Below are 13,686 nucleotides of genomic sequence, written 5' to 3'. Positions count from 1 at the left end.
CAATTCGAAAGATGCTCTAAGCATACAAGGTTCACGGTCGACTCACACCATTGGCGTTCACTCCGAATTCCGATCCAGTTGACACGGGACATCAACAATCGAGAGTTCTCTTCGATTCGACTGGCATCTTTTGACAAATTACGAGATCATTCCATCAACCTCAACAGGTTGAAAGACTGAGGTTTCGCTGGTCTCATTTTGAATGAAAAGTTTGAACCGAGATTGCCCAGCGAGCACGAAATCCACCTTTCTCTGATCATCATCAACGCCCCCACGCTCCACTGACCTGAACGATACTCTTAACCATGAAGATCTACCACAACCCTCGGTGTTCGAAAAGTCGTCAAACCTTAAAGCTCATTGAAGAGGCTGGCATCGAGCCGGAAGTCGTCGAGTATTTGAAAACTCCACCGAGCGCTGAGGAACTCGATCGCATTATGACGATGCTCGATTTAGAGCCGGAGGACCTGATGCGTAAGAAAGAACCGATCTACAAAGAACTCGGGCTGGCAGGCAAATCGCTCTCGCGGACAGAAACCATTCAAACAATGGTCGATAATCCGAAACTGATCGAACGCCCGATTGTTGTGAAGGGAAAACAAGCTGTGGTTGGTCGTCCGCCAGAGAACGTCAACAAGTTGCTCTGATCGCCAACCGACGCAGTTTCTGTGACACTTGATTCTGCGACAATTGCTTCCGTGACATTTGCATGCTCACAACTCTGGTGCAAGCCCACAATCCTGGGGAAGATCAATGTGCCCCAGCATCAATGAAAGCGAGCTCGGCTGTCAGAGTTTCCTCAATTCTTGCCATGCTCGCGTAGAATGATTGCCATGCCCGTGCAGAACGCAATTTCCTAGAAAAATCGCTGTTCACAATGCTGGTCGCCAAGAAGCAGAGCAGACATAAAAAAGTGGATTGTGCTTTCGCGCGAAAGCACAATCCACGGTCTCTACAAATTTCAACGGGCTGGTGTGCCCCCATCAATTGACTGCTCAATTACGACTTCAAATCGAATGGGATTGAGTTATCACCACTTTCTTTGATTGTTGCGGTCAACTCTGATTTCGTGTTGTACTTCGCTGGGATGTACATTTCACCAATGGGTTGTGGTTCTTCATCTGGGTTGGAATTGTCGAATTTCCCCGGAATATTTCTTGAGGCAACAATCTCGACTTTTACTTCACCAGCCTCAGCTTCTAAAGAATATTTGCCTTCAACGATTTCAGATGAATAAGCTTTTCCACCATCAATCGAACGGAACTGAATCCGCCCCTTTTCAACAGGGGTTCCGTCGAACGTAACCGTACCATTTACGGTATGCATCTTGGGACCAGTCTCTCCTCCTCCACATCCAGCGAGAGTTAAAGAGGCCAAAACCAATCCACATGCGAGCAGATTCCAGGACTTTGACAAACGACAAATGTTGATACGCATTTTGAACTTCCAGATGTAATGATTGAAAAATGATGAGAACTGAACCTGATCCTTGAAATTGCTCTCTCTGACCGTCGAGGAAAGCAGCGATCCCAGAGGTTTTCGGACTGGTTCTAATTCGGTCGATCCTTTGGGCCGCAAAAACAGGAGCAGGCCAATCGCGCGATCAGCCGAAATCCCCGAAGGTTGCTCTGCAAAAACTTGAACGCCTGAATCCCGAAACAAAAAAAGAGCCGATCTCGGTCAAAAAGATCGGCCCCTTTGTCAACAATGAACGGCACGGAAGAACACGTTCGCCTTCCAGTATGCCTTGAATGAGTGCCTGCGAAGCATTTCTTTCATTCAAGAAGAAACTGCACACCATGACACAAAACGTAAACGTCTATTTCAAAGAAGCTCCAGAGCAAATCCAACTTCAGCCTTTTACGATCTGCTCCTGGTGAGCTGTTTATGCAGTCATGAAGGTGAACTTCATGGGCACAACAATCTTTGAAAATGCTCTAGAACTCACCGATGACTTGACCATCTTGAGGCATACCCAGCTTCAACCAGGTCTGCCGGTCGAGGTTCTCGGAAATGAATCGTACTGAACCGTCTGCGAGAGTGACCTGGACGCCTCCGGTGTGATAACTCCGTGCGAAGTTCCAGCGTCCTGACAAACCATCAGCGTTACCGTTTTCGCAAGGGGCAAGGTTTGGAGCACCAGCCACCGAAGTTTGCTTACAGCTGTAGACGCGATCTGGCACGGTGGTATTCGGAGTTTCCGCGACAGAGAACCCAAACGCTCCGTGAGGAGCTCCACCCCAGTGTCCGCCAAGTTCTCCCCAGCCTCCTTTAGAGCTATCTCTAACGATCCCTTCACTGAAGAGAAGGGTATTGGAACTTCCATCACGACAAGTGTTAATTCCCGTTTTGGAATTCAGATAGAACAAACCGGTCGACTGAGTGGTGTTAGCCACATTCATGTTTGTGACAGTAATGTTCTGAGTCGTCGGGTCGACCGAGATCGTCTGACCGGCTCCGGCAGAAACAGCATAGCTACTCTGGAAAGCCACAGTGCCTCCGTTCCCGCCTCGTCCTGGACTTTCCGGATCGGATGGACACGATGCACTTGGAACTGGGCCTACGATGTCCTGGTCAGTAATGCGGTGAATATACTCTGCCTTGTATGGATCGACCGTGTGATAATTTTCGTAGAGGTTGTACCGAGGCGCTTGATCGACGAAAGGAAGAATTCTCTGGAACCAAGAGTCCCGTCGTTTCGTTTGCCCAGCATACAACTCCTGCTGATGCCCGTAGGGAAACACACTATGTGTGTCCAAATAGTTGTGCATCGCGATGCCGAGTTGCTTCAAATTGTTTTTACATTGCGACCGCCGAGCTGCTTCTCGGGCCTGTTGAACTGCTGGCAAGAGCAGGGCAACAAGAATCGCAATGATTGCGATCACGACAAGCAATTCGATCAAGGTAAAACCTGGCATGCGGCGAGGTTTCGGTTCAGAAATTGTGGAGGTCTGGGTCATAGGGGCTCTTTCTTCAAATATGAAATAAATTTGCAGCCACTCCACTGATGAGCACAACACCCGAGGAACACATTTGACTCGCAAACAACCCAAACAGGTCGCCGAATTCCGCACAGAATCGCGAAGAATATCTATTAGAATGAATTGAAACTAAATTCTATAAAAACCTGGCGAGGCGTTGCTCAACACGACAATGACACGGTGAGACAACAATCTTGAGGATGGAAATTTGCGAGGATGCTTGTGATGCACTGAACAAGGGTAGGGACTAACAAAAACTACAGAAAGGTTCATCCGTAGTTCGAAAAACGACAGATCAAAATGAGACCAAATTGTCATTTTGACGACGTATAATTAAAGCCCTCTTACCCAAGAAAGTCAAGTAGGGTTCACAAATTGACTAAGCCTCAAATGCAATTGAACTGCCTTCAGTATTCCATGAAATCTAATCGAAACGCCCCGAAACGGCTGCATAGATTTTGGATAGGCTGCCTGCCTCAGCTGGTTATGAACTAGACCACCCGTCACATCAACGAATCCGCAACCGTGAATGCAACTCGCAACTGCTACGCGCACACGAAACAGCCGAAGCTTATGCGTAAAGATAAGAATACACCAAATCTAGAAATTCGTGCTATTCAGATAGTTAGTGCAGCCAGTACTTAGACTGCACAGGCCAACACGCAACAAAGAAGATCGATGAGTCTGGCTGGAGAGAAGCTTGATTTCAATTTTCCCAGAGCCACTACCAAAGAGATGATGACGATTTCGACGATGAACTTAACATCACCTCCACCAATGAGCTCTGGCTCTGGTTCTGGTTCTGGTTCCGACTTTGACTCCGACGCTGAACGGGGTGAACTTCATGGCGCGAAAGAGATCTCTTTCACACCCTTTCCGAACTCTACGGCATTCCCAGGCAACGCCCTCCATCCCCGCCCGCATACCCACAGACCTGCATAAACGGCACCGCACGCCCATCAATCAACAGATACACATATCTGCTCCCTTTTCACATCTATCTATTTAATTGCGTTCTGTTTTCAGTTAGAATTCAGACTTGATTGAAGCGATTGACTCAGACATGGTGAAAACTGTCCTCGTAGATTTCTTCCTCCTGCTCCTGAACACTGTGACTTCAACGCTTCAAGAACCCTCCAGACTCCCTCACCCGAATCCCCCCGCGACCCGCTGTTTGTTGATAAATCCAAGAGCGGTCGTTTGAAACCTCCTCAGCCATTTTGATTTTTTGAGGCATGGAGGATTTTTTTGCGAATTGTGGGTTTTCCTTTATTTCAATAGGCTGCCAGCATGAACAAAACCATCGATCGTCGCCGTTTTTTCATCCGATCCGTTGCAGGATCTCTCGCTTTGCCTGGCCTGCCATCTTTGATGGCTGGATCGATTAGCGGGACACCAGCTGTTGCGGAGTCGCGCGGTGCAGGCGTTGGAGCCCGCCGATTTGTTGCCATTGGGAACTTGCTGGGGTTTCAACAGAAGCATTTCTTCCCAAAAACGAAGGGAAAAGGTTTTGAAGAGACGCCGCTGCTCGAGCCACTGGCTGCGAACCGTGAGCAGATCACAGTTTATCGCGGACTTGATCACGGGCTTCGCGGTGGTCACTTCGCAGTCCACACGTTTCTCTCGGGTTTGCTGCATCACGAGTCCAAGAACCGATCGGATGGCAATGTTACCATCGACCAGTTCCTTGCTGATGAAGTCGGGGATCAAACTCGATTTCCATCACTTACGGTTGGATCAGAAGGTGGCATCCATGGTGGGTGTCAGCTCTCCTGGACCAAATCTGGCGTTCGCGTCCCACCGATCACTGGCCCGGCAGAGCTGTTTCAAAAGCTCTTTGTCACCGATTCGGAAAGCCGCCACGAGCAAAAGGTGAAGGCGAACGCTTTGCAGACTTCTATTCTCGATTCAATTCGCGAGGAAGCGGGATCACTTTCGAAACGAGTCAACTACGAAGACAAAGCGAAGCTCGACGAGTATTTCAGCTCGATCCGCGATGTTGAAAAACGACTGGAACTCCGCAAACGCTGGGCTGATCAACCCAAACCGCAGCGACCTTTTGACCAGCCAGCCAATCTCAATACGGTCGAAGATCTTCCGATGCTGTATGAGTTGATCGCACTCGCGTTACAGACAGACTCGACACGAATCGCAACGCTGGAAATCGGTGGCAGCTTTTTGCCACAGCATCTTGGGATCGAGAAGTCCTATCACGGCCTATCACATCATGGCAACGATGAAGAAACTGTCGCACACTTAGTGACTCTCGAAAAATATCAACTGGAGCATTACGGGAAATTCTTGACCCGTCTTGCCGGAATGCAAGATGGCGAACAGACGCTGCTTGACTCGACAACAGTACTCTTCGGGAGCGGTATCGGTAGTGCGAACTCTCATACCAATACTGACCTGCCGATTGTCCTGGCCGGCGGTGGCTATGGAAAGGGAGAATTCAAGCAGACTCCATCCAGCGGACCTGGAAAGGTTCCGCTGTGCAACCTCTTCCTTGATATCGCTCAGCGAATGGGCGTCCAGAAGGAATCGTTCGGGACTAGTACTGGAACGTACTCGTAAACATGAGCATGCCTTCCCTTGTGTCTGATTGTCACGGAACATTTCGTTCCTGCTGGATTCTCGCCTTCTGCATTGCAGCGTCGTCATCGACTTATGGTGCGGAAGCGAGCTCTCAGCAGAGTGGTGCGGATTCAGAGCATGGTACGGTCGTTGCCAAATTTCTTGGGCAATATTGTACCCAGTGTCATGACGCCACCACTGCCGATGGAGAGCGAGAATTCGAAACGTTCTCGCTACCGATCAAATCCGAGCAGCACCTGATCACAGCCAATGAAATCATTGATCAGCTGACGCTCCGGAATATGCCACCTATCGACGAAGATCAGCCAACTGACAAACAGCGTCTGACTGTGATCAACGCTTTGCGAGGCAGCGTCCAAGATGCTCGTACTCAATTCGAAAGCTCGGGGGGACGCACAGTCATGCGCCGGCTTTCTAATCGCGAATATGTCAACACCCTGGCGACTCTCTTCGATCGTCGAGTCGACACACTCGGGTTAACGGCGGACTTCCCAAAAGAAGAGACCAGCCAACAGATGGACAACATCGGCAAGTCTCTGGTGACCTCAGGTTTTTTGCTCGACCAGTACTTTGCAGCAGCCAATCGACTGGTCGAAACACGTCTCGGAAAACCTGCCATGAAACCAAAATCGTGGCACTTCACTGACAATTTTCGACAATATGAAGAACTGTCCGGCCCACACAGGACAGTCTTCAAATATGAATATCTTTGCCTCTACGAGCAGCCTAACACAGATACGCGGCAAGGCGGATATGGACACATCGAGGACTTTCTAGAGGGAGTTCCTGTCTCTGGACTCTATGACATCGAAGTCAACGTTCAAGCCATGCATCGTGACACACACTACGATCCGAAGATTTTCCGAATCGATTTTTCAGAGCCTTTTCAGCTGGCAATCGTTCCGGGCGACGCGACAAAAGGGCACATTCACTACCCGCAAGCCATCGAGCCGATCTTGGCAAGTGCCGTTGTCCCGGATGACCAACCGGAATGGTTGAGTTTTCGTGTCTGGCTTGAAGCAGGACAGACGCCTCGTTTCATCTTTCCGAACGGCCCATATGAGTCACGGGCTTCTGTGATTACAACCAACAAACGCTACAAGGATGAATTCAAGAATCCCAAAGTGGGAGTCAGCCGGACCTCACTTCTTCGGGAAGGAGCACTGCCACATATTAAGATCGGAGAGATAAAAGTCCACGGACCAATTGAGGAACCAGGCGGCGGAAAAGAAGAACTTGCCGTGTTTGGAAAAAAGGGGTTTCAGGAAGACCGTGCGATCGAGCAACTGTATGCCTTTGCAAAACGAGCTTACCGGCGTCCGCTGAATGAACGCGATCAACAACGCATTGAAACTCTGTACAACAAACGCTTGGCTGACCAAGCGACACCACGTCAAGCGGCACTCGACACAGTGAAGATGATGCTTTGCTCGCCATCCTTTCTTTATCTCAGCGAGATCACTCCTGAAGACCAAAGCGAGTTGCAATCGTATGACCTTGCCTCCCGACTTTCTTACGCCCTTTGGTCAGCACCACCCGACGACGAGCTTTTCGCTGTTGCCGAATCTGGTCGTTTGACGGACACGGATGAATTAAAAAAACAGGTTCTTCGCCTGCTTAACGATCCGCGTTCCGATGAATTCGTTAACGGCTTTCTTGATAGCTGGCTCAACCTGCGAAACATTGGTGATCTCCCACCCCCTCGAAAATCTGCCTGGGAGTACTACGCCCAGAATTTGCCCGAATCGATGAAGCAGGAAGCTCGTCTGTTCTTCCGTTCGCTGCTTGACGAAAACGGATCAGTCATTGATTTTCTGGATGCTGACTACACGTTTGTCGACAAGAATCTGGCCAATCTCTACCGGCTCCCCGAACGAGAGACACTCCGCCTGGCTGATGGCTTTCAGCGAGTCAGCCTGGCTGGTAACAAACAGCGTGGCGGCCTGATGGGCATGGCGGGCGTTCTGACCGTCAGCGCCAATGGCGTGGAGACCTCTCCAGTCACACGCGGTGTCTGGGTACTGGGGAACCTGATGGGGATGCCCCCGCCACCACCGCCTGACGAAGTTCCAGCCATCGAACCGGATGTCAGTGGTGCGACCTCGATTCGCGAGAGATTATCAATCCATAGCACTGACCAAACGTGCTACGTTTGTCATCGGAATATCGATCCACACGGCCATGCACTCGAATCCTTCGACCCTATCGGTCGCTGGCGTAGCAAGTACCCTGAGCCGAAAGGAAAGAAGCCGGCTCCCAAGGTCGACCCGACAGGAAAATTTCCCTCAGGAGAAACATATCAGGACTTCGAAAGCTTCAAACAAGTTCTGGTCAAGACCCGCCTCGACCTTTTCACTCGGACCCTGATCGAGAAACTGCTCACTTACTCCACCGGCCGCCATATGGAACGGACAGATCAGTTCGAAATCGAAGACATTTTGGAACGTACGAAAGCTGAAAACTATGGGCTGCAGTCCCTCGTGACAGAAGTTCTGACCTCCAAGACCTTCCGTTCACGATGATTTGAATGCTTGACCGATCGAGCGAATCCACGTTCCAGAACAGAGCGTTTTCTCGCGTTTCAGTGAAAGCGACCTTCAAGACTTCAAAGTCTCCTCAATGGAGCAAGTGAGCCAAAACAACTGTTGGAGCAGCCTCGCCAACGAAAAAAACTCTAAAAAAAACGCAGGAAAATATAAAAACTCTGACAACTTCGCAGACCTTCTGGAGTTTATACAGAAGCACAGGAATGCAGTGGCACTCAACACATTAGTGACAACGGATATGTTGAGAGAGACAGTCACTTCGACTGTGGCATCGAGAGACTGGATCGAATTCCTGATCTCTTTTTTCTGTAACATCTGAATCGTTTCGGGGGTTGACATTCACTCTGAAGGACATAAATTTTGCTCAGGATTCTGTTGTCGATTCTTCACAAACATCTCTTCAGATCCTCACATTCCGTGAGACTCTCGTAACACCGGTATCAGAAGATGGGGACTCCCCGATTTCGCCAAACTTAGGTTACGAGTAAAACAGACCATCGCACAAACAATCAAGCAACCTCTTATGCGAATGGTGTAACACGCGACACGCATTCAGACGTTCGTCGCTGGTACAAGATCTTATCTGAAGCCCCAGTAACATCAACGTTCTCAAATGGCATCTAATTTGCGATCATTTTAATATTAAAGAAGGTGTTTAGAGATTCTTTAACAAAATTGCCAAGAAAACCATTCATATCCGAAAACTCCTGGCAATTCTTTTAGGCTAGTGCCTGCTAAATAAGCAGAACACTAAATTCATGTAAGTTTACTTTTCAAACAAATTTCACCGAAAGTGATTGAGAGAATGCAACGTTATCGAACTAAATCGGCCAAAGGATTCACACTGATTGAATTGTTGGTTGTCATTGCAATCATCGCGATTTTGGTCGCCCTCTTGCTGCCTGCAGTTCAGCAGGCACGGGAAGCAGCTCGCCGCACTCAGTGCAAAAACAACTTGAAGCAAATGGGGCTGGCTCTACACAACTATCACGACGTGTACTCAACCTTCCCGATCGGTGCACAAACTCCGTACTATCGGGCAAACTGGAGAGCCTCGATCTTGCCTTACCTTGATCAAGCTCCGTTGTACAACCAGTTAACTCAAACTCCACGGCCACAACATGGATATGCTGCAGGGAGCGGCAATACCTCAGCCGGATGGCAACTCGCCAACCAGGCGCTGAACAATCAGCTCATCCCCGCTTATAAATGTCCTTCTTCAACAACCGACAGCTTCAACATTTCAACAAGCCCTGTCACGAACAACGGAACACCTTCCCCTGACGCTTCACTTGGTAACGAGACTGCAATGACGATGGATTACGTCGGCATCAGTGGATCGTATTCTGGTGTGGCTCCTTTCAATCAGGACTGTGGAACAGAGATCTACGGTGGTTACGCATGCAATAACGGACTCATGCGAATTGGTGCCGTGGCAAGAATGCGAGATGCCAGAGATGGTACTTCAAACACTATGATCATCGGAGAACAATCAGGGTTGATCAACAACCGTGACTACCGAGCCAACTACTATGGTGGCTGGGCTGGGTACTCAAGTATCAACAGCTGGGGAGCAGGAGTTCGCACAATTCGATACAGCCCGAACCCAGAAGTTGCTCCTCCAGGTGGCGACCAGACTTACAACTCAAACGGTCCGCTCACTTCAGAGCATGTCGGTGGAGTTCAAATCGTCATGGGTGACGGTTCTGTCCGTTTTCTCTCTGAAAACCTCGATATCAACACTCTTTGGGCACTCGGTAGTGCAAAAGATGGACAGGTCATCGGCGAGTTCTAAGAACGCTGAATCTTGAAGAGCGAACAGCTTGTTGAGGGTGAGCGGCCGCGAGCCACTCACCCTCAATCAGAGCTTTCACAACTCTTTGTGTACCTGTGAAGACCACCTTCGTGACTTCATAGACTGCTCGCCACGAGATCAACCTCGAACACAAATTCGAAACTACAATCGACTTCAAAAGATCTCTCTGAAGTCCGAAATTGATATTTTTCTCGAACAGTATAACAGTTTAATTGAAACCCGATCGAATGCCTTACCTCTCAAGAAAACTTGGATTCACTCTCGTTGTTCTGTTAAACTTGTGCCTCATCGCTGGTTGTGGTGGCGGAGGTGACAAGGCTCCCAGTGGAAGAGTCTCCGGATCAGTCAAGCTGAATGGGGAACCTGTTTTCCCCGGAAAAATCACATTAACATCAGCGACCATCGGGGCTGCTGGCTCGGCAGATCTCACGTCGGACGGAGAATTTACTTTCGAAGGCCCTTTGCCAGTTGGCCAATATAAAGTTTATTTGACCTCTGCTGGACTGGGAGACAGTCCTCCTTCAGAAAATCCAAAAGCAGATGCCAACAAGGGATTGAAGGACGTTCCCCAAAAATATCAAAGCGAAACAACGACAGACCTGACCGCGACAATTGAGGAAGGAAAGAACACTATTCCTCTTGAATTATCGCCCTAACGCTGAGTGCCTCCGAGATCATCTCACGGACACGCAGCTTAAGAGACATCCATGACCACCACTTCTTCGTCGCCTTCAGAGCAAAATGGGTCTGTACGTAGAGTGGTGGTGATCGGTGCGATCCTTCTTGCAACCATCACTCTTCTCGTGGTTGGTTTTTCTCTCAATCAACGCTCTGCGGCCGAAGAGATCTCACGAGCTAGAGCTGCTTTAGACCGCAAAGATTACCCTCGAGCCTTGTCTCTGGCGGAGCGGTCGCTGCGGCTTGAACCTCTGAACGCCAAGGCCTTGTTGATCGCAGGGCAATCTGCGTCTGGCACTCAAGATTTTGATAAAGCACTGGGGTATCTTCGACAAATTCCCGATGATGCGGGACCGCTGACAACGACGGCAAAACTTGAAACCGCCGAGATTCTTTTTACTCACCTGAAGCGTCCGTCCAAAGCCGCCGAGGTTTATCGCAGCGTCCTGGAACTCGAGCCTGAGAATACGCTCGCCATTCACCGGATCGCTTACCTGCTTGGAATCGGTGGTCGAAACTGGGAAGTGATACCGTATCGCCTGCAACTCATTCGGGCGAACCAGGCGAGCCCGATCGATCTTTATCTGCTTTGTGATGGGGATTCCCTGTTGCAAAACGTCGACGAGCTTGCCGAATTCTATCAGGCCTCTCCGGAAGATCCTCTTATCCTTGTCGGGATGGCGCGGCAGGCAACCGACCGACAGGATTTCGCAACTGCCGAGGAACTCTTAAGAACTTGCCTTCGCTTGAGCCCCGGCGATCTGGAAGCTCAGGTCAAACTCGGGGAGTTGCTGCTGGAGCAGAAGAGGGACTCCGATTTCGTGGCCTGGCACAGTTCCGTTTCTGAAGAGATCCAAAAGCATCCCGGTTACTGGAAACTTATCGGAAACTGGTCACGAGCCCATTCGAAACCTCGAGAAGCGATTCGTTGCTTCTGGGAAGGACTTAAAATCGATCCCGCACAAGTTCAGTCATCGTACCAGTTGTCGCAGTTGTTACAGGTGGAAGATCGTCACGAAGACGCCGAGCGATTCCTGGACCACTCCAAATTACTGGAGAGGTATTTCACGACCGTCAGTACAGCATGGACTGGTGAAAATCTTAACGCCATTCGCCAGGCGGCCGAACTGGCACATTCTCTCGGCATGAAGTGGGAAGTCTTTGGATGGTCTTCGCTGATGCAGTTACATCATCCGCAAATCAAATGGCCGGAGCAGATGCTTCAACTCATCAGGCCCGAACTATCCGCGCTTTCTCTTGATCGAGTCGTCGCTGAATCAAACCCGGCATTCGCTGTGGACCTGTCGAATTTTCCACTCCCTGAACTCAATCTTCATGAGTCGCCTCCACAAACTCCCGATTTAGCAGAGTCCGAGACCGCTGCAACGAACGTTCGTTTTCAGGATCAGGCTGCTGAGGCCGGCATCGAAATGACTTTCTACAACGGTGCCCCGCGTGAACACCAAACGCGTCGGATGTACGAATTCAATGGTGGTGGAGTCGGCGTTGTCGACTTCGACAATGATGGATGGCCGGACCTGTATCTCACTCAGGGAAGTGACAGGCCAAAAGGAAATCCCGGCGGTTCATGGAGTGATCGCCTTTACCGAAACCTCGATGGAATTCGTTTCGTCGAAGTGAGTGCAAAGTCCGGAACAACAGATTCCCATTTTGGCGGCGGAGTCACTGTCGGAGATTTCAACAATGATGGACTTTCCGATTTGTATATTGCCAATCTCCACACCAATTGTTTTTTGATGAATAACGGGGACGGTACCTTCGAGGAGATCACCGCTCAAACAGGGACGGCGGGTCACGAGTGGTCGAGCAGTTGCCTCCTCGCTGATCTCAATGGAGACAGCCTTCCGGACTTGTACGTTGTGAATTATCTGGGTGGAGCAGATGTCTTCACACGGGTTTGCGCTGGAGAAGGAGATCAACCACGAAGTTGCTCCCCACGGCAATTTCCGGGAGCACAAGACCGACTCTACTTAAATCAGGGAGAGGGGACTTTTCTTGACATCACCAACACTTCGGGAATTGAATTGCCCGATGGAAAAGGGCTAGGAATTGTCGCGATGTCGGGCGCAAGAGCAGGGGAGCTGAACCTGTTTGTGGCGAATGACGCTGTCCCGAATTTCTATCTGGTCAAGTCTGCGACGTCACCACAGGAGCAACTGCAATTTGAGGATCAGGCCCTCGTGAGCGGATTGGCAATTAACGAAAGTGGGATTCCCGAAGCATGCATGGGAGTCGCCGCCGGTGACGCGAACAATGATGGACTGATTGATCTGTTCGTGACGAATTTCCATAATGAATCCAACACTCTTTACCAACAGACAACCGATGGGCTATTCGAGGACTCCACTCGCGCGAATCAACTTCATCACCCCAGTTTAAAGATGCTCGGATTCGGGACACAGTTCATCGATGCCAACTTGAATGGGGATCTTGACCTCATTGTTGCAAACGGTCATATCGATGATTTGAGTACCGAAGGAATTCCATTTGAGATGCCTGCTCAGTTTTTCTCAAACGATGGACAGGGGACCTTCACTGAAGTTTCAGCTGACTCTTTAGGCCCATACTTCAAGAAGAAAATCCTCGGTCGCGGACTGGCCCGACTCGATTGGAATCGTGACGGCCGCGATGACATCGCTGTCTCACATCTCGATGCCCCATTTGCCTTATTGACGAATAAAACCGAAGACGCAGGGCACTTCGTCAGCCTTCAACTTCGCGGGACTGAATCCAGCCGCGATGCTATCGGGAGTCTCGTTTCAGTCTCAGCTGGTGGGAAACATCTCGTCCGCGAATTGACAGCGGGCGACGGATTTCAGGCGTCCAACGAAAGACGGATGATCATTGGAATCGGCTCGGCTGAGACTGTCGAGAAATTGACTATCCGCTGGCCTTCAGGGATGAACCAGAAGTTTGATAAGATTCCGGTCGACACCGAACTTTTGTTCATCGAATCAAGCTCAGAACCACTCCACCTTCCGCATGATTGACCCATGCTATTGGGAATCGGACACGAATTGTGCCTCATGTGTCGATTTCAACCGATAGC

The 13,686-nt window shown here is 49.9% G+C and carries 8 protein-coding genes; 6 read left to right on the top strand and 2 right to left on the bottom strand.

Going from position 1 to position 13,686, the window contains the following annotated elements:
* The first annotated feature begins 305 nt into the window (after nt 1–305).
* Nucleotides 306–647, top strand: coding sequence for an arsenate reductase (glutaredoxin) (gene arsC / locus Mal48_RS06920; protein WP_145197400.1), 342 nt, complete (start codon nt 306–308; stop codon nt 645–647).
* A gap of 352 nt (nt 648–999) precedes the next feature.
* On the opposite strand, the gene Mal48_RS06915 is transcribed toward arsC, so the two are convergent.
* Together Mal48_RS06915 and Mal48_RS06910 are read right to left on the bottom strand one after the other, a co-directional pair.
* On the bottom strand, nt 1,000–1,437 hold the full coding sequence (locus Mal48_RS06915; protein ID WP_197442131.1) for a hypothetical protein: 438 nt from the start codon (nt 1,435–1,437) through the stop codon (nt 1,000–1,002).
* A 500-nt stretch (nt 1,438–1,937) separates the two neighbouring features.
* Entirely contained in the window at nt 1,938–2,960 is a 1,023-nt protein-coding gene (locus Mal48_RS06910) for a DUF1559 domain-containing protein (RefSeq protein ID WP_231739946.1), read from the bottom strand.
* Nucleotides 2,961–4,271: 1,311 nt separating this feature from the next.
* On the opposite strand from Mal48_RS06910, the gene Mal48_RS06905 reads away from it, so the two are divergent.
* From Mal48_RS06905 to Mal48_RS06885, 5 genes are all read left to right on the top strand, one after another.
* Nucleotides 4,272–5,555, top strand: coding sequence for a DUF1552 domain-containing protein (locus Mal48_RS06905; protein WP_145197398.1), 1,284 nt, complete (start codon nt 4,272–4,274; stop codon nt 5,553–5,555).
* 8 nt (nt 5,556–5,563) lie between these two features.
* The gene (locus Mal48_RS06900; RefSeq protein WP_145197396.1) at nt 5,564–8,098 is read left to right on the top strand and encodes a DUF1592 domain-containing protein; all 2,535 of its coding nucleotides are present in this window, start codon (nt 5,564–5,566) and stop codon (nt 8,096–8,098) included.
* Nucleotides 8,099–8,927: 829 nt separating this feature from the next.
* Nucleotides 8,928–9,917 (top strand): DUF1559 domain-containing protein, encoded by a 990-nt coding sequence (locus Mal48_RS06895; protein WP_145197394.1) that lies wholly within the window; start codon nt 8,928–8,930, stop codon nt 9,915–9,917.
* 248 nt (nt 9,918–10,165) lie between these two features.
* Nucleotides 10,166–10,594, top strand: a complete 429-nt coding sequence (locus tag Mal48_RS06890) for a carboxypeptidase-like regulatory domain-containing protein (RefSeq protein ID WP_145197392.1) — start codon at nt 10,166–10,168, stop codon at nt 10,592–10,594.
* 51 nt (nt 10,595–10,645) lie between these two features.
* Entirely contained in the window at nt 10,646–13,627 is a 2,982-nt protein-coding gene (locus tag Mal48_RS06885; RefSeq protein WP_145197390.1) for an FG-GAP-like repeat-containing protein, read from the top strand.
* Nucleotides 13,628–13,686 lie beyond the last annotated feature (59 nt).

The organism is Thalassoglobus polymorphus (genome assembly GCF_007744255.1).
In the GTDB taxonomy this organism is placed as follows: domain Bacteria; phylum Planctomycetota; class Planctomycetia; order Planctomycetales; family Planctomycetaceae; genus Thalassoglobus; species Thalassoglobus polymorphus.
Note: the sequence above shows the minus strand (reverse complement) of the source record. Positions and strands in the feature narration are given on the sequence as shown.